The sequence below is a fragment of the Enterobacter cloacae complex sp. 302F9 genome (genome assembly GCF_050030335.1).
In the GTDB taxonomy this organism is placed as follows: domain Bacteria; phylum Pseudomonadota; class Gammaproteobacteria; order Enterobacterales; family Enterobacteriaceae; genus Enterobacter; species Enterobacter hormaechei_C.
Genome location: NZ_JBLGUC010000001.1, coordinates 2,661,454 through 2,680,160, shown reverse-complemented (window position 1 = coordinate 2,680,160; position 18,707 = coordinate 2,661,454). Strand labels below are relative to the sequence as shown.

Sequence of the window (18,707 nt, the reverse complement as noted above, 5' to 3'; positions counted from 1 at the left end):
TATGAAACTTTGGCTATCGGGTTTGGCTCTTCTGACGGTGGCGACCACCGCACAGGCTGAAAACTTCCGCATCGTGCAGTCTCCTGCGCAGAAGCTGGATATCTGGATCGACAACATTAAAGACAATACGCCGCAAAGCTGGTGTAAGGCGGACGTGGCGCTGCGTATCGTGGCGAACGGCAAGAAAGAGGTTTCGGTGCTGGAAAACTTCGTGCCGCGCCTTGGCTCGCTGCTGGAGCACCAGTGCAGCAAGCTGAATATCCTGAACTGGACGCTTAACGATCCGGAAGGCACGACGCTTGCCCGGGGCACAGCGGCTAAAGCGCAGGACTGGGCGCTGGTGGTGAAGCAGCAGGAAACGGCGGCGGCAACGACCACCACCTCAGGCGCGCTGCTGCCGCCTCACCAGAATCCGGAGACGCACACCGTGGCGGCAGATCGTACGCCATGGCAGGAGTTCACCCTTCAGGACGGTTGCCATCTGCGCACCTTCTGGGAGGGCGGTTCCTCCGCGCCAGCGCTGTTTATTCCGGATTCCGACACCACCCGCTGCGGCAACGGCAGCTGGCTCAGCGGCCACACCGTGGTGACGCAGAACCGTAACGGGACGCAGAAAGCGATTCCGGTCACCTACATTCACGGCTTCCCGGTGATGGGGCTGAACAACGCGGTCGATCCTGAAAAGGCGCTGATCACCTCCGTCAACAAAGAGCGCATGGTTTTCAGCACCCAGAACAGCGACCAGAGCTGGATGATCCTGCCGTACGACAGCACCCTGAACGGCTGGAAGAGCAACGGCACGGTGGCGGTGGAAATCACCCGTGAGATCGCCAGCGACGACGCCAGACTCCAGGCGCGTATCGCAGAGGTGAAGAAGATCTGGAGCGCATGGGTTGCACCGGGCGCGGAGCTGAACGTTGTTCTGATTGACACGCTGCGCCCGCAGCTGCGCGATCCGGCAGTGGGCGCCTGGCGCGCGGCGAATTAAGGAGGGGCTATGAATACGCTTTATCAACGTCTGGCGGGTGAGTCGATTAGCGACGCGCTGCTTCGCCTGGAAGCCGATATCAAAGCCCGTCCGGCGGATGCCGATCTCCGCGCCGCGTTTGTGCAGTTTCTGATCCTCAGCGGCAACTGGGCGCGCGCCCTGACGCAACTAAAGAGCTGGCTGGCGCTGAAGCCGCAGGCAAAACCGACCGTAACGCTGCTGGAGCAGGCCATTCAGGGTGAACAGCAGCGGGCGCGCGTGTTCGCGGGAGAGGTACGACCGGCAATGCCCGAGGCGCAGTGGCCGTGGCTGACGACGTTAGCCCAGGCGCTGACCGAAAGCGCAGGGCAAGCGCAAGCGCTGCGCCTGGCGGCACTCGAACAGGCCCCGGGAAGCCGCGGGCAGGTCACGCTGGAGAATGAAGAGAGCCACACCTTTGAATGGCTGATGGACGGCGATGCCCGTCTGGGGCCGGTGTGTGAAACCCTGGTCAATGGCCGTTATTTCTGGGTGCCGTTCTGCGCCATCGACGCGATCCGTTTTCAGGCTCCGGCCAGCGTGACCGATCTGGTGTGGCGTCATGCGCTGGTCCGCCTCACGGACGGCACCGAGCAGGTGTGTCAGATCCCGGCGCGTTATCCGTTTGCTGACGGGGCGCCAGACAGCGTTAAGCTGGGGCGCACCACCGAATGGCTCCCGCTGGACGATAACGGCGCCCTGTATGAAGGCATGGGACAGAAAGCCTGGCTGAGCGAGCAAAGCGAAAGCCCGCTGCTTACCCTGAGCCTGGTGACATTTACCTCGGATGGTGCGGATGAGTAATCCCGCTGGCGAAGGCGATCTGCTGCGCAGCGGCTGGCAGGCCCGCAGCAGGCAGGAGAAAGTGGGGGCGCGCGACAAAATGCAGCCCTCACTGCTGGATCGCCTGACGGATAACGATCCGGAAAAAAAACGCGAGTCCGCCAACAGCAATCTGATTACCCACGCCGCGCTGCGTCGTAACGTCCTGCGGGATTTACAGTGGTTGTTTAACACCATTAACCACGATGCCTCCAGCGATCTGAGCGGGCTGACGCAGGTGAGCCGTTCCGTCGTGAATTTTGGCGTGGCGCCGCTGGCGGGGAAAAGAATGTCCGATATTGAATGGCACGACATTCAGCGCAAGCTCACCGAAGCGATTATTAACTTTGAACCGCGGATCCTGCCGCAGGGGCTTCAGGTTCGCTGCGTGTCCGATACCTCCTCGTTAGATCTGCACAACGTTCTGTCTATCGAAATCAAAGGTCGCCTGTGGTGCGTGCCGTATCCGCTGGAATTTCTCTTTCGCACCGACGTCGATCTTGAGAACGGCCATTTTGAACTGAAGGATGCGGGGTAATTATGGAAAGCAAACTGCTCGAATATTACAACCGTGAACTGGCCTATCTGCGCGAGATGGGCGCAGAGTTCGCCGAGCGCTACCCGAAAGTGGCGGGGCGGCTCGGCATGCGCGGCATCGAAGTGGCGGACCCGTACATTGAGCGCCTGATGGAAGGTTTCGCCTTCCTGACCTCCCGCGTGCAGATGAAAATGGACGCCGAATTTCCGCGCTTTTCACAGCGTATGCTGGAGATGATTGCGCCAAATTATCTGGCGCCTACGCCGTCGATGGCGATCGCTGAAATTCAGCCCGACAGCAGCCGCGGCGACCTGAGCAAAGGCTTTATTGTGCCGCGCGGCACCATGATGGACAGCCTGGCGCTGAAAAAGACCGGCGTTACGTGCAGCTATACCACGGCGCACGAGGTGAACCTGCTGCCGTTAAAAATTGAGCGGATCGAGCTGGGCGGCGTTCCCGCCGATCTGCCGCTGGCTCAGCTCGGCCTGAGCCAGCGGGGGATCAGCAGCGCCTTACGGATCCGCATTGCCTGCGATGGCCCGCAGCATCTCGGGCACCTGGACTTTGACCGCCTGGAGTTCTTCTTAAGCGGCCCGGACATCGAGGCGCTGAAGCTGCTGGAGCTGGTGATGGAGCACCACGCGGGTATTGTCTGCCAGACGGTCAGCAAGCAGCCCCAGCGCCAGCTGCTGTCGTCTGACGCCCTGCGTCAGGAAGGCTTTAATGCGGACCAGGCGCTGCTCCCGGACGATCTGCGCAACTTCGACGGCTATCGCCTGTTGCAGGAGTACTTTGCGTTCCCGGCGCGTTTTCGTTTCATCAGCCTGAGCGGGCTGGGCAAGCTGATCCAGCGCTGCGAAGACGAAAAAGCGTTTGATATCTTCATTCTGCTCGACAAGAGCGACGATCAGCTGGAGCGCGTGGTGGATGCCAGCCACCTGGCGCTGCACTGCACGCCGGTGATCAACCTGTTCCCGAAAGTGGCGGCCCGGCAGAAGCTGAGCGAAAGCCAGCATGAATACCACCTGGTGGTGGATAACATCCGCCCGCTGGATTATGAAATTTATGCCGTGAAAAAAATTTATGCCAGCGCGGATGGTCAGCGGGACGACCAGACGTTTCGTCCTTTCTGGAGTACCTGGAGTGGCGACGCGGGCAACTACGGCGCCTATTTTTCCCTGCGCCGTGAGCAGCGCGTTCTCTCCGAACACGCGCTGCGCTATGGCACCCGCACGGGCTATATCGGCTCGGAGGTCTTCGTCTCGCTGGTGGATGCGCAGCACGCGCCGTGGCAGGAGAATTTGCGCTACATTTCCGCCGAGGTGCTGTGCACCAGCCGTGACCTGCCGCTGATGCTCCAGCAGGAGCTTGGGCAGTTTATTATGGCCGACTCCATGCCGGTGAAGGCGTTAACCCTGCGTAAAGGCCCGACGCCGCCGCGTCCGGCGCTGGCGGAAGGGTTCAGCACCTGGCGGCTCATCAGCCAGCTGCAAATGAACTACCTCAGCCTGATGGACAGCGAAAACGAAGAGGGCGCTGCCGCGCTGCGTCAGCTGTTAGGGCTGTACGCCAACCTGGCCGAGACGCCGGTTGCCCGTCAGGTGGATGGCGTTCGTCACTGCGTGCTGGAGCCGGTGCACCGTCGCGTGCCTGAACCCGGCCCGGTGGTGTTCGCCCGCGGGATCGGCATCACCCTGACGGTGGACGAACGCGCCTTTTCCGGCGCCAGCCCATGGCTTTTCGGCAGCGTGCTGGAACGCCTTTTTGCCCGCCTGGTCTCCATCAACAGTTTTACGGAGTTCACGCTCAAGAGCCAGCAGCGTGGTGAAATCGGCTACTGGGCGCCGCGCATGGGTAAAAGGGCGCTGGTATGAGTGAAGTTGCCCCTGCAACGCTGCGCGTGCATCGCCTGACGCCGCTGCCCGATGCGTTCTGGCGCGGGGTGCGCGAGACGCCGTGGCGCTATGATCTGTTCCAGCTGTTAAGACGCATTGATGCCCAGGGCGGTGAACGTTACCCGCTGGGGCGCGCGCCGCTGCCTAAATTTGAGCCGCTGCGTATTGGTCAGCAGCCTTCAATGGGCTTTGCGCCGTCAACGGTTGCTGAGGTCCGGCAGCGGGAAGAGAACGGACTGCATGACGTTTCCATACTGAGCTTCGGCCTGTTTGGTCCTAACGGCCCGCTGCCGGTGCACATAACTGAGTATGCCCGCGAGCGTATTCATCATCATCAGGATCACAGCCTCAGCGCGTTTGCCGACCTCTTTCACCACCGCCTGACGCTGCTGTTCTACCGCGCCTGGGCGGACGCGCAGCCTGCCGTTTCACTGGATCGCGACGACAACAGGCGCTTCGAAGGGTATCTGGCATCGCTGATTGGCATGGGGCAGCCTGCCCAGATGTCGAAAGGCAGTCTGAGCGCGCACGCCCGCTTTACTCACGCCGGGCACCTGACCCGCCACGGGCGGGATCCGGAAGGGCTGGAGAAGATCCTGCGCAACTATTTCAACGTGCCGGTCAGGCTGGTGGCCAACGTCCCGCAGTGGATGCCGCTCTCAACGCGGGAGCAGGCACAGCTGGGTGAGGGGCGTCGCCTGCCGCGCATGGGAGAGTCCGCTTTTCTCGGCATTGCGGTACGCGACGTGCAGCATAAATTCCGGCTCGAGATTGGCCCGTTGAGCGCAGACGACTACAACCGTTTTCTGCCGGGCGAAGGATGGGTGACCGAGCTGCGCGACTGGGTGCGACAGTACGCCGGGGTGGAATTTGAATGGGAAACACGGGTGATCCTGCGCGCCGATGCGGTGCAGGGCGCCACGCTCGGCAGCGCCGGGCGATTAGGGTACAACATCTGGCTCGGCCTTCAGCCTCATCCTGTTCCGCGTGGCGATCTGGTGTATCGCGCAGAGCGATAATCCTTCCGTATACCGAATCATTGTTAATGGAAACTAACATGTCAGAAATTAGCCGTGCCGTGCTTTTCGGCAAACTGGATACGCTGTTATTTACCTCTCTGGAAAGCGCTACTGCCTTCTGTAAGCTGCGCGGCAACCCGTACGTTGAGCTGGTGCACTGGCTGCATCAGCTGATGCAGCAGCAGGATGGCGATCTGCAACAGGTCATCCGTCACTTCGCCCTTGATGAACAGCAGCTGACGCGCGATATCGTGGCGGCGCTGGATGCCCTGCCGCGTGGCGCGAGTTCCGTGTCTGATCTTTCCGAGCATATCGACAGCGCCGTCGAGCGTGCCTGGGTCTACGGCTCGTTGAAGTTTGGCGTCAGCCGCATCCGCGGCGGCCATTTGCTGATCGGCATACTGAAAACGTGGAATCTGGCTAACGTGCTGAAAAGCATTTCGGCGCAGTTCACCCGTCTTAACGTCGAGGTGCTGATCGAGCAGTTCGACGCCATTTGCGCCAGCAGCAAAGAGAGCCAGCAGGCCGCCGCCGCTGCGGACGCGCCTGCCGGGGCAGTACCGGCTGCGCAGGGCACGCTGGCGCAGTATGGTCAGGATCTGACGGCGCGCGCCCGGGAAGGGAAAATCGACCCGGTGGTGGGGCGCGATGAAGAGATCCGCCAGATGGTCGATATTCTGATGCGTCGTCGCCAGAACAACCCCCTGCTGACCGGGGAAGCCGGCGTCGGGAAAACGGCGGTGGTGGAAGGGCTGGCGCTGCGTATCGCTGACGGCGACGTGCCGGAGCCGCTGCAAAACGTTCAGCTGTGGCTGCTGGATATCGGCATGCTTCAGGCCGGCGCGGGCATGAAAGGGGAATTTGAGGCGCGCCTCCAGGCGCTGATTAACGAGGTGCAGTCCAGCGCCACGCCAATTATTCTGTTTATCGATGAGATCCACACCCTGATTGGCGCTGGCGGTGAGCAGGGCACCGGCGATGCCGCTAACCTGCTCAAACCTGCCCTGGCACGCGGGCAACTGCGCACCATCGGCGCGACCACCTGGGCGGAATACAAAAAATACATTGAGAAAGATCCGGCGCTGACACGCCGTTTCCAGACCGTACAGGTTCACGAGCCGGACGAAGCCAAAGCCGTGCTGATGTTGCGCAGCACCGTGTCGCCGCTGGAAACTCATCATCAGGTTTTACTCCTCGACGAAGCGGTCAGCGCGGCGGTGAAACTGTCGCATCGCTATATTCCTGCGCGTCAGCTGCCGGATAAAGCGGTGGCGCTGCTGGACACCGCCTGCGCGCGCGTGGCCGTCAGCCAGAGCGCGCCGCCTGCCCAGCTGGAAGATTGTCTGCGTCACCTGGCGGCCCTGGACGTGGAGCTGGAGATTGCTGAACGCGAAGCGCGCGTGGGGGCGGGCGATCCGGCGCGTGTGGCGGCCTTAACCGCCGAACGTGACGCGTTCGAAACCCAGCGCGAAGCCCTGGCTCGTCGCTGGGAAGAAGAGCGCACGCGGGTGCAGGAGATTATCCGTCTGCGTGCCGCGCTGTTTGCGGCGGGTGATGAGGATACGGCTGAACTGCGCGGTCAGCTGGCAGAACAGCAGCAGGCGCTGAAGACCTTACAGGGTGACGAACCGCTGCTGTTTGCCGCGGTGGATGAGAACGTGGTGGCTGCGGTGGTCTCAGACTGGACCGGGATCCCGCTGGGCCGGATGGTGAAAAATGAGATCGACGCGGTGCTGAATCTGGCCGACACGCTGAACCAGCGGGTTATTGGTCAGCGTCACGGTCTGGATCTGATTGCCCGTCGGGTAAAAACCTCGCGGGCGAAGCTTGACGATCCGAACAAACCGGTCGGCGTATTCATGCTCTGCGGGCCATCCGGCGTGGGTAAAACCGAAACCGCGCTGGCGCTGGCGGAGTCCCTTTACGGCGGCGAGCAGAACGTTATTACCATCAACATGAGTGAATTCCAGGAAGCGCACACCGTTTCGACGTTAAAAGGTGCGCCTCCGGGCTATGTGGGCTATGGTGAAGGCGGCGTCTTAACCGAGGCCGTGCGCCGCCGTCCCTACAGCGTGGTGCTGCTGGACGAAATTGAAAAAGCGCACCCGGACGTGCACGAGATCTTCTTCCAGGTCTTCGACAAGGGCTGGATGGAGGACGGCGAAGGGCGTCACATTGATTTCCGTAACACCATTATTATTCTGACCTCTAACGTCGGCACCGACCTGATCGCAGCCATGTGCGCCGACCCGGAACTGATGCCGGAGCCTGACGCGTTAAGCGGCGCCCTGCGCCAGCCGCTGCTGGAGGTGTTCCCGCCTGCGCTGCTGGGCCGCCTGCTGGTGGTGCCGTATTACCCGCTGAGCGACGAGATGCTGGGGCAGATTGTGCGTCTTCAGCTCAGGCGCATTCAGCGTCGTCTGGAAGAGAATCACAACATTATTTCTGAATTTGACGACAGCGTGGTCGAACAGATTGTTCAGCGCTGTACCGAGGTTGAGTCGGGCGGGCGTATGGTGGATGCGATTCTGACCAATACGTTGCTGCCTCAGATGAGCCAGATTTTACTTACCGCCAGCCGCAGCGACGAGCAGTACCGACGTCTGCATGTCACCTGCGAGCAGGGCGAGTTCCACTGTCAGTTTGCCGCGTAATAATCATCAAGAGAACTGTAAAAGATGACGGATAATGATAACAATCGGACTGTCCCAAACGCGCTCCCGGTCGGGTACCGTTTCAATGAGTTTGAGATAAAAGAGGTGATTGGCGGCGGCGGATTCGGCATCGTCTATCGCGCCTGGGATCACCAGCTCGAACGCACTATCGCTATCAAAGAATTTATGCCTTCCTCCCTCGCCGTGCGCGGCGAGGATATGACGCTGGTGCTGCGCAGCGAGCGCTTTGGCAAAGCGTTTTCTGCCGGCCTGAACAGCTTCATCCAGGAAGCCCGCCTGCTGGCGCGCTTTAACCACCCGAACCTGCTGCACGTGCTGCGTTTCTGGGTGCAAAACGACACGGCCTATATGGGAACGCTGTTTTACAGCGGTACCACGCTGTCGCGTCTGCGCGAAGAGAAACCGGAGCTGATTAACGAGGCGTGGATCCGCCGCATGCTGCCAATGCTCTTCGGCGCCATCAAAACGATCCACGACGAGGGGTATCTGCACCGCGACATCTCGCTGGATAACATTCAGATTCAGGATAACGGCCTGCCGGTGCTGCTCGATTTCGGATCGGCGCGCCGCACCATCGGTAATCTCTCGGATGAGACGGAAACCATGCTGCGTCCGGGCTTCGCGCCTATCGAGCAGTATACCGACGACAATGAAAGCGAGCAGGGGCCGTGGACGGATATCTACGCGCTCGGCGCCGTATTGCGCACCCTCATCGTCGGCTCTCCGCCACCGGTCAGCGTGGTGCGTTCGATTCAGGACACCTGCAAACCGCTGGTGGAGCTGATGCCGCAGGGCTATTCCATCCCGCTGCTACAGGCCATCGACAAGGCGCTGGCGCTGCATATGGAAGACCGTCCGCAATCCATTGAGGAGTTTGCGGCGCTGATCGAGATGCCCGTCGCCGGTATCGACGAGGTGCTGACCGCGAAGAAGACCGGCACGATGCTGGTGCCGGTGGAAGAGGAGACATCTGCTTCCGCGCTGGACTGGCGACGTTACAAGCTTCCGGGGCTGGTGGCCGCGGGCGTGCTGGTTGGGGTGGTTGCCGGTGCGATGCTGTTCGGCGGCGGCAGCCAGGAAACGCCAGAGCAGACGGCGCAAACCCCTGCCGTGAGCCCTCCGGCTGAGACCTCCGCCCAGGCGGAAACCAGACCGGCCACGGCTGACGTGAGCGAGCCGGTAGCGTCACCTGCTACGGCGCAGCAGAGTGCGCCGCCTGTCGCCGCCAGCCCGGTCGCGCTGGTCTACATCCGCATGCTTGATGGCGAGACGCTGAAGGTGAACGGCGAGTCTAAAGCGCTGCGTCCGGGCAATAACGGTTACGCATCGCTGAAATTGCCTGTGGGCGAGACCCGCATTGAACTGGAAGGCAATGGAAGAACGCGTACCCAGACGCTGGATATTGCGAAGCCAGGCACCTGGCTGGTGAATCCGTAAGCCTGCGGGTAACAGGACGGAGCGAATGTATAACATCAAGTTTGTCTATCTGTTCCACGAGAACGTCTCGCCAGCGCTGTTTGCGAAAATAATCCGCCCGTCCGTTGCCGGACAGTGGATTATGTCGGTTCCCGACCATTCGCTGCGCTCGCTCTTCACGCGCTACGATCTGCTGCGCACGATCACCGGTGCGAATCCTTATCAGTCCGGGCGCGATACCCGCACGCTGATCGCGCAGGATTTAGAGATGGGCAGAGTGGTTGCCATTGACGAAAGTTTTCGTGACTGGTCATCAGTAACGGAAATTTTTTATATCAATGCCAAAGGGCAACTCCAGGCTGCCTCGCTGGTCGGCCTGGGCTGGTATCCGGTGAGTACGATTGTCGACCGCTACGAAACCATGGTGAGAACGTACGGATCTCGCCCTGCGCCAACGGTACTGCCAAAACAGGTGGTGAAATCTAAAACGGCACAGGTGCCGGATGAACCTACTCCGGGCAAGGACGGTAAAACCTATGCCGGGCGGCTTCAGAAGATGACCAAAGCAGAGCGCTGGCAGGCGCGTAAAGATCTGATTGCGAAGGGGAGCAATAGCCTTTATCCGGATGCCCAGATCGCCGCTAAGCGTCTGGCGGCGAATAATATCGCGGTGGAAAAAGCGAAGCTTGCGGAAAATATTTATAAGACCGTGAACCCGCTGGAAACCACACCGGGCGTGCCGGAGGGGTGGACGGATATCAGTAATGACGATGCGCTGTTAGGAAAGTTCGGGCTGAACAAATCAATGCTCTTTGACGATGATACGTCCCCCAATTTTCTGGCGCGCGTCTATCAACCGAAGCCGGAAGTGTTTGGTACAGATATGAACCCCACGCTGGTATTCAGAGGATCGCGCGAGCCTGGTTTCGCCTCTCTGTCTGAGAATGTCTCCTCTTTACTGACTAAGGGGGAGCTGGCGCCGGTGGTAAACGGGGCTGACTGGTCGAATAACTTCTCTCAGGGCATGGGTATGGCTTCAGATTATTATAAAAAGGCCGTGAGTATTGGTAAGGAGCTGGCAAGGTCAGGCCAGAATATTGATATTGCCGGTCATTCCCTTGGCGGTGGCCTCGCCTCTGCAACCTCCATGGGCAGCGGGAAAGCGGGGTGGACGTTTAACGCCGCTGGCCTGAATGCCGGAACCGTAGAAAAATACGGCGGTAAGATATTAGGCAGTACGGATAATATTCAGGCGTATCGGGTAGAAGGTGAACTGCTGACGAAGATTCAGGAAGTTAACCCCTGGGAAGATCTGAAAACGATGAAAGGGCATGTCCCTTCGTGGATCCTCAAAGAGGAAATCTCTGCGCTGAGCCCTAATGCTGCCGGAATACCCCATGATCTTCCCGGTGGAACCGGAAGCGCGCTGGACCGCCACGGGATTAATCAGGCTATTGATTGCATAGAGCAGCAGAAGGATGAGGATATTTCGATAATCGGGAGTCGATTGTGAAAAAACGGTTGATGGCTTTTGTCGCGTTATGTTTTTTATTCATGATTCAGGGGTGTAAGCAGGATATGGACCTTAATCCACAGGACTACTTCAGCGGTCAGCAGCTTGAACTGGCGAAAGCGATTGAAGAAGGCGATGTCGACGCGGTGAAGACGCTTGCACCAGACAGCGATCTTAATAAACCGGGAAAGCAGGATATGACCCTGCTTTTTTGGGCCATCGGCAACGCGATTAATGATAAAAAAACATCGCCCCATTTAAAGGTGATTACGTTGCTTGTTAAGGCCGGCGCAGATCCGCTCCAGCCTCGACCGCAGGGAAAAAGCAGCCCTGCCGAATTTGCCCTGAAGGGGGACAGCGCAGACTGGATCAACGCTATGCTGGACGGTGGCCTTTCGCCCAATGTGAAAGATAAGGTCTTCCACGAACCCATCATCTTCCAGTCGCTAAAAGCGAAAAATACAGAGACGCTGGAAGCCATGCTCGATAGCGGAGCTGACGTCAATGCAACCAATTCACTGGGTAAAACGCTGGTGTTTGATGCGCTGGATAACCAGGCTTACGATCATGTCTTGTTACTGCTCGATCGTGGAGCGGACCCGTCAGTTAAGGCTAAAAATGGCTGGTCAATGAGTAATGCGCTTGCGGACGCGCTGAGTGGACTTGATAGAGGCAGCGAGCAATACGAGAAGTTAAATGAAATAAAAGAGAAACTTATTCAGAAAGGGGGCGTGTGGCCACCTGCGCCGGTTAAGTGATTGCTCAACTTTCATGAAAGCCAGAGATAAGGTTTTTTCCGGAGTTTCCATTAGCCTGCACTCTTTGGATTTATAAAAACGAAAGTTCGTACCTCCAGACAAATCAACCCAGCATTGCATCAATCCAAAACCACCTCGTCGAAATTAGCTTTACGTTCATTAACGTTCCCAGCATAAACCATTACGGAATAAAGATTATGCTCAACCGAATTACCGTCCAGCTCCCGGTTGAGGGGCTGCTTTTCTGGAAACTCTCCGGCCGCGAGGCGATGTCCGAGTCGTTCGCGCTCACGCTGACCCTGCTCGGTACGGACGCGCGCATTGACCGCAGCAAGCTGCTGGGCCAGCCGGTCACGGTGACCATCCCCACGCAGAACCTGCTCACCCCCCGCTATATCAACGGCAAGGTGACGCGCGTGGCGGTGAGCGCCGTGGAGCTGACGGGCACCCGCTACGCGGTGTACCAGCTGACGGTGGAGCCGGACCTGTGGCCGATGAAGCGCGACCGTAACCTGCGTATCTTCCAGGGCCAGACGGTACCGCAGATTGTCAAAACCCTGCTGGGTGAGCATCAGGTTAACCTCGAAGACAAACTTACCGGCAGCTACCGGGTGTGGGACTACTGCGTGCAGTATCAGGAATCGAGCCTGGACTTTATCAGCCGCCTGATGGAGCTGGAGGGGATTGCGTACTACTTCAGCCACGAGGCGGACAAGCATACCCTGGTACTGACCGACGCCGCGACCCAGCACCAGCCGTTCAGCGGCTATGAGGTCATTCCTTACCATCAGACGCCGTCCGGCGGCAGTACGGATGAAGAGGGCATCAGCCAGTGGGCGCTGGAGGACAGCGTCACGCCGGGAATTTACAGCCTCGACGACTATGACTTCCGCAAGCCGAACGCGTGGCTGTTCCAGGCGCAGCAGAACCCGGCGTCCCCGAAACCGGGCAGCATCGACGTGTACGACTGGCCGGGCCGCTTTGTGGAGACAGGGCATGCGGAGTTCTACGCCCGAATCCGTCAGGAGCGCTGGCAGGTGGAGCATCAGCAGATTCAGGCGACGGCCACGGCGGCGGGCATTGCGCCGGGCCACATCTTTATCCTGACCAACGCGCCGTTCTTCAGTGACAACGGCGAGTATCTGGTGACGGCGGCGGGTTACCACTTCGAGGAGAACCGCTACGCGAGCGGTGAGGGGGAAACCATTCACCGCACCGATTTCACCGTTATCCCGGCGTCGGTGTCCTACCGTCCGGCGCAGAGCACGGCGTGGCCGCGCACCTACGGCCCGCAGACGGCGAAAGTCGTGGGACCGCAGGGGGAGAGTATCTGGACGGACAAATATGGCCGCGTGAAGGTGAAGTTCCACTGGGACCGTCTGGCGAAGGGCGATGACACCAGCTCCTGCTGGGTGCGCGTGTCGAGCGCCTGGGCGGGCCAGGGCTACGGCGGGGTGCAAATCCCGCGCGTCGGCGATGAGGTGGTGGTGGACTTTATCAACGGCGACCCGGACCGTCCGATTATCACTGGTCGCGTGTATAACGAAGCAAGCATGCCGCCGTGGGCGCTGCCGGCTGCCGCGACGCAGATGGGCTTTATGAGCCGCACGAAAGACGGTTCAGTCGACAATGCCAACGCCCTGCGCTTTGAGGACAAGGCGGGTGCAGAGCAGGTGTGGATCCAGGCCGAGCGTAACATGGACACCAGCGTTAAAAATGATGAAACGCACAGCGTCGGCGGCGCGCGCAGCCATTACGTGAAGAAAAATGAGCTGCATCGCGTGGAGGCTAATCAGATCCAGGCCGTGAAAGGCGGAACCGAGATCCTGACGGGTAAAGGCAAGCTGGATGCGGCGGTAGAGCAGTATGTTATTGCTTCCGGGACGAAGCTGCGGCTGGTCTCGGGCGAGAGTGCTATTGAGCTTAACGCTAACGGCAAAATTAACCTGATCGGCAAAGAGTTCAACTTCTTCGTTGAAGGGGACGGCTATATCACCACGGGCGGCAAGCTGCACCTGAATACGTCGGGCACCCAACCGGGCACAACGGCGCCGGGGTCAGGGCATAAAGGGGATATTGATGCGGCGGTGCAGGAGAAATTTACGCCCCCGGAAGAGTAACCGCTTTCTGTCTGCCGCCGGGTTGTCCGTGGCGGCACGTAAAACCCTTTAGCAATTTTAGACGCGAGTTCACCGATGAAATACACCCTCCAGGAAGGTTCCTTTACCCTTTTTCCTGCCGCCTGGCAGGACAACAGCATGAACATCATTCGCGATGACGAAAGCGGGCTGTCCGTGGTGGTCAGCCGCGGCGTTATCCCGGATGGCAGCGACTACGAACAAGAGTTTCACCGCCAGTGGGACGTGCTGCGTCCTCAGATGGGTGAGATCGCCCAGAGCGAATTTCAGCACGTAAAAGCCGGGTCTGCCGGCAACATTGATGGGGTTGAAGTTGAGACCACCTTTGACCGTAACGGCCAGCGCCTGTGGCAAAAACAGCTGGCCGTGCAGACGCCAGGCAAACCGGTACTGATGATTTTTACCCTCTCGGCCTTAAAAGCCTTTACGGAAGAGGACGAGGCGCGCTGGAGCGCACTGAAGCAGAGTCTGACGCTAAACGACAACCGGAATGTGTAAGGCATGAGCGATAACAACGCGGCCCGTAAGGGCGACGAGATTATTCACTCCAGCATTTTTGCTGATATTACCAGCATTGTGGCGGAAGGCGCTGCCTATGCGGTGATTGGCGCGGCGGTGGGCGCGGCAGCGACCGTTGCGGCCCCACTGCTGGGAGCCGCGGCAGCAGCAGCAGGCGTGGCGGCAATTGGCTCCAGCTGTCTGTTGAGCGGCATTATTGGTGGGGTTCTGGCGAACGTCGCCGGGATCACCGACGATATCAGCAACGCCGCTGAAGGGCTGGGTAACGCGCTTTTCCCGCCGTCGCCCGCGGGCAAAATCACCACCGGTTCGAGCAATGTTCTGACAAATAAACTTCCCGCTGCGCGCGCCGCCGGGACGTTAACGCCTGCCGATACCCCGTCCCCTGAGACGCAGTCGCCGGGCAGCTTTGCCGACTACGCGGGCATGCTGCTCTCCGCTGCCGGACAGTTCGGCAGCGAGATGTGGCAGCCCAGCGTCGCCTCTGCCGCCGCAGGGACCTCGCCACTGGAAGAAGACAAGGTGGCGTGTGATAAGCACTCCGGGCCGCAGTATCTGGCGGAAGGCTCGAAAAGCGTCTTCATCAACGGACAGCCTGCGGTGCGCGCAAAAGATCGCACCACCTGCGAGGGCACCGTTTCCGACGACGTCTCCCCGAACGTGATCATCGGCGGCGACACGCTCACGGTCCGCGATATCAAAAGCGGTAAAACGCCGGGTCTGGCGTTGGGGATGATTGCGCTCTCCCTGCTGCGCGGGCGTCCGGGCAAGATCCTGAAAAACATGCCCTGCGCGCTGGCTGCTGCCGGTGGCGGGATGCTGGCGGATATGGCCGTCAACGCCGTGTTCGGCTCCTCGCACCCGGTTCATGCCGCTACCGGCGTGAAGGTGCTGAATGACGACGACGAACTCGATTTCTCGCTGCCGGGGCGCTTTCCACTGCGCTGGCAGCGCAGCTACAACAGCCTGACCACCCGCGAAGGGCTGTTTGGTCTGGGCTGGGCTACCACCTTTGACAGCTATCTGACGCTGGAAGAAAACAACGCCACCTGGTTCGATGAAACCGGGCGCGAGCTGAGCTTCGAGCTGCCGCCGGTCGACCGCGCGTTTTACAGCATCAGCGAAGGCATTATCATCCGCCGCAATGAGAGCGGCGACGTGGCGATAGCCGACGATGACGGCGCGGTGTGGCGTCTGTATAAACCGACCCGCGCTAACCCCTCCATCCTGCGCCTGGTCTCCCTCAGCGACGAATACGGCAACGCGCTGCTGACTGAATGGGATGAGCACGGGCGGCTGGTCGGACTGCACGATGAGCCGCGGGCGATCGATGTCACCCTGCGCTATGACGATGAACGTTTCCCGCAGCGCGTTACCTCGGCGAGCCATTTTGACGGCAACCAGACATGGCCGCTGATGCAGTGGGGCTACGATGCGCGCGGCCAGCTGGCCAGCGCAACGGATGCCTCCGGCGTGGTTACCCGTGAATACCGTTATAACGATGATGGCCTGATGGTCTGGCACCGTCTGCCGGGCGGGCTGGAGAGCGAATACCGCTGGCAAAAATTCGACCACTGGCGCGTGGTGGAAAACCGCACCAGCACCGGCGACGGCTGTCGCTTTAGCTACGATTTAGCCGCCGGGCTGACGACCGTCGATCACTACGACGGTCAGACGCGAAAGCATTACTGGAACGCGCAAAACCTGATTGTTCGCTACGTTGACGAGCGCGGTGAGAACTGGCGCTACGAGTGGGATGACAACGAACTCCTCACGCGTCGCATCGATCCGCTGGGTAATGCCGTTACCTTCGTCTATGACGAGATGGGCAACCGGGTGCAGGAGATCGACGCCGACGGCAATACCCGCACCACCACCTGGCTGGAGCACCGTGCGCTTCCGGCGTCCATCATCGAAGCCGACGGTAGCGCCACCCGGTTCCGGTATGACGAACATCACGGGCTGAAACGCGTGGTGGATCCGATGGGGCAGACCTCGCTGCTGCGTCGGGACGAGTTTGGTCAGGTTGTGGAAGAAGTCGATGCCGCCGGGAACAGCCGTTACCAGGAGTACAACGAGGCCGGGCAGATGGTGCGTGCGACGGACTGTTCGGGCCGTGTGACACAATACCGTTATCATCCGCTGGGCTGGCTGGTGGCTGAGATAAGCGCCGACGGCGAAGAGACGCGTTACCGCTACGACGCCGCGGGGCGTCCGGTGCAGCTCGACCGACCAGAAGGCTGGACCGAGTCGCTCAAATGGAACGAACGTGGCCTGCCGGTGAAGCATGCGGGCGCCGACGGGAAAGAGAGCGAGTTCAGATACGACGAGGCAGGGCGCTTAACCGCCACCCGTAATACGCAGGGTGAAGAGGTGCGCCGCCGCTGGGACAGCCGCGGGCGTCTGATTGCCCTGGAAAACGAAAACGGCGAAGCGTATCAGTTCCGCTGGGGCGCAGACTCGCTGCTGCTGGAAGAGGTGGGGCTGGATGGCGTGGCCTCGCAGTATCGCTACGATGCCTGCGGGCGTACGATAGCGCGCACCTTTGCCGCCGGACATCCGGAGGCCATTACCCATTCCTTCGCCTGGAGCGCGAGCGGCCAGCTGGTCGCCCGCACCACGCCGGAGGGGCAGACCCGCTACCACTACACCCCGTCCGGCCTTCTGAGCCGGATTGGGCTGCATCCCGCGCTTTCAGCCGATGCCTGGAGCGCCGAGGCCGAGCAGGAGCTTGTGTTTGAGTATGACGCGCTCGGGCGCGTCACGCGCGAAACGGGCGAACACGGGGAGCTGGCGTGGGAGTATGACGCGCTGGGTAACCGCACCTCCGTCACGCTGCCCGATGGCCGGGAGCTGAAACAGTTCTACTACGGTAGCGGGCATCTGCTCAGCATTGCCCTTGATAAGCTGTCGGTCTCCGACTTTACCCGCGACGAACTCCACCGTGAAACCAGCCGTACGCAGGGGCTGCTGACCACCCGCAGCGAATACGACCGCCTTGGCCGACTGCATCGCCGGGACGTCTTTACCGGCAATGCCCAGCGCCCGTCGCCGCGCCGCTGGTCCCGCCGCTGGGATTACGACTATCGCAATAACCTGGTGCGGGAAGAGCGGGACGATAACCCGTTCAGCTGGTACCGCTGGCAGTACGACAGCGCCGGACGTCTGCTGGTTCAGGACGGCACGCTGCCCGGCCAGGAGCAGTGGCGCTGGGATGCTGCCGGTAACCCGCTCGAAGGCTCTGCTGAGAAGGTCACGCACAACCGTCTGACGCACCTCAACGGCATTCGCTGGCGCTATGACATCCACGGCCGCACCGTGGAGAAGGATAACGGCCAGACCCGCTGGCACTACCGCTACGACGGCGAGCACCGCCTGACGGAGGTCATCAGCCAGCCGCGGGACCGCAACAGGCCGCAGACGCAGGTCAGCTTCCGCTACGATCCGCTCGGGCGACGCATCAGCAAAACGCGACGCCAGATGCTGTTTGGGCAGCCAACCGGTAAGCCAGTCACCACCCGGTTTGTCTGGGAAGGGTTCCGGCTGTTGCAGGAGGTGCACGGGGATGTGCCGCTCACCTACGTCTACAGCGATCAGGACAGCTACGATCCGCTGGCGCGTATTGACGGCGTTGATGCCCCGGAGATCTTCTGGTTCCACTGCCAGCCCAACGGCACGCCGGAGCGGATGACGGATATCGAAGGGCAGGTACGCTGGGAAGGGGTGAGCAGCGCCTGGGGCAAGCTGCTGCGGGAAAGCGAGACGCAGGTATCAGGATATTCCCAGAACCTGCGTATGCAGGGGCAATACCTGGACCGTGAGACAGGGCTGCACTACAATCTGTTCCGGTATTATGACCCGGACTGCGGACGATTTACGCAGCAGGACCCGATAGGGCTGGCGGGAGGGATTAACCTTTACCAGTATGCGCCGAATGCGCTGGGGTGGGTAGATCCGTGGGGGTTGACTCCTGTCGATCTCATTCGTTACCGGCCACATGATTCTCTTTCTGCTCAAGGTGGAGCTAGAAGCTCTGCTATTTCTAGGGCATGGGTGCAAGAAAAAGCCTTATTGCAGGATGGTGGGGCTGGCACAAGAAATTGGACAGCGCAAGAGAGGGATTTAATTTTGAAGACTCCCAACAAGAGCCTAACCTCTGTGATGTCCCGGGCAGGCTATACCGGGCATCATATCAATTCGGTAGAAGGCAATGGTACACTTGGTTCCAAATGGCAAGGTGATCCGAGGAACATTGTATTCTTGAAAAATCATAACCATCCCGACAAGTTCAATGAGCATGTCCATGGTGATCAAGGACATAGAGGGAATACTAAGAACTCGACGCGTGGGCGCTTAATCGATAGAGAAAGAACATTAAAATCTAGACAACGATGTAAGCAATTATAGG

At 60.1% G+C, this 18,707-nt stretch carries 12 protein-coding genes; all 12 read left to right on the top strand.

Features of this window, described 5'->3' with window-relative positions; translation table 11 throughout:
• Window position 1 precedes the first annotated feature (1 nt).
• The gene (locus ACQG0T_RS12980; RefSeq protein WP_271040304.1) at window positions 2-988 is read left to right on the top strand and encodes a hypothetical protein; all 987 of its coding nucleotides are present in this window, start codon (window positions 2-4) and stop codon (window positions 986-988) included.
• A gap of 9 nt (window positions 989-997) precedes the next feature.
• On the top strand, window positions 998-1,810 hold the full coding sequence (locus ACQG0T_RS12975; protein ID WP_023296776.1) for a type VI secretion system accessory protein TagJ: 813 nt from the start codon (window positions 998-1,000) through the stop codon (window positions 1,808-1,810).
• Entirely contained in the window at window positions 1,803-2,366 is a 564-nt protein-coding gene (gene tssE, locus ACQG0T_RS12970; protein ID WP_015570336.1) for a type VI secretion system baseplate subunit TssE, read from the top strand. The genes ACQG0T_RS12975 and tssE overlap by 8 nt, the downstream gene beginning before the upstream one ends.
• Window positions 2,367-2,368: 2 nt before the next feature.
• Complete coding sequence (gene tssF, locus ACQG0T_RS12965; protein WP_023296775.1) at window positions 2,369-4,240, top strand: type VI secretion system baseplate subunit TssF; 1,872 nt, start codon at window positions 2,369-2,371, stop codon at window positions 4,238-4,240.
• Window positions 4,237-5,280, top strand: coding sequence for a type VI secretion system baseplate subunit TssG (gene tssG, locus ACQG0T_RS12960; protein WP_271040303.1), 1,044 nt, complete (start codon window positions 4,237-4,239; stop codon window positions 5,278-5,280). Before tssF ends, tssG begins: the two co-directional genes overlap by 4 nt.
• 38 nt (window positions 5,281-5,318) lie before the next feature.
• Window positions 5,319-7,934: a type VI secretion system ATPase TssH gene (gene tssH / locus ACQG0T_RS12955; RefSeq protein WP_252051093.1), complete on the top strand. Its 2,616-nt coding sequence runs from the start codon at window positions 5,319-5,321 to the stop codon at window positions 7,932-7,934.
• A 24-nt stretch (window positions 7,935-7,958) separates the two neighbouring features.
• A complete protein-coding gene (locus ACQG0T_RS12950; protein ID WP_271040302.1) occupies window positions 7,959-9,392 on the top strand; it encodes a serine/threonine protein kinase in 1,434 nt (477 codons plus the stop codon).
• Between the two features lie 25 nt (window positions 9,393-9,417).
• Complete coding sequence (locus tag ACQG0T_RS12945; protein WP_063404637.1) at window positions 9,418-10,884, top strand: hypothetical protein; 1,467 nt, start codon at window positions 9,418-9,420, stop codon at window positions 10,882-10,884.
• An 11-nt stretch (window positions 10,885-10,895) separates the two neighbouring features.
• Complete coding sequence (locus tag ACQG0T_RS12940) at window positions 10,896-11,642, top strand: ankyrin repeat domain-containing protein (protein WP_032667010.1); 747 nt, start codon at window positions 10,896-10,898, stop codon at window positions 11,640-11,642.
• 197 nt (window positions 11,643-11,839) lie between these two features.
• On the top strand, window positions 11,840-13,762 hold the full coding sequence (locus tag ACQG0T_RS12935; RefSeq protein WP_271040301.1) for a type VI secretion system Vgr family protein: 1,923 nt from the start codon (window positions 11,840-11,842) through the stop codon (window positions 13,760-13,762).
• 75 nt (window positions 13,763-13,837) lie between these two features.
• A complete protein-coding gene (locus tag ACQG0T_RS12930) occupies window positions 13,838-14,278 on the top strand; it encodes a DcrB-related protein (protein ID WP_017384279.1) in 441 nt (146 codons plus the stop codon).
• A gap of 3 nt (window positions 14,279-14,281) precedes the next feature.
• Complete coding sequence (locus ACQG0T_RS12925; protein WP_271040300.1) at window positions 14,282-18,706, top strand: RHS repeat-associated core domain-containing protein; 4,425 nt, start codon at window positions 14,282-14,284, stop codon at window positions 18,704-18,706.
• Window position 18,707 lies beyond the last annotated feature (1 nt).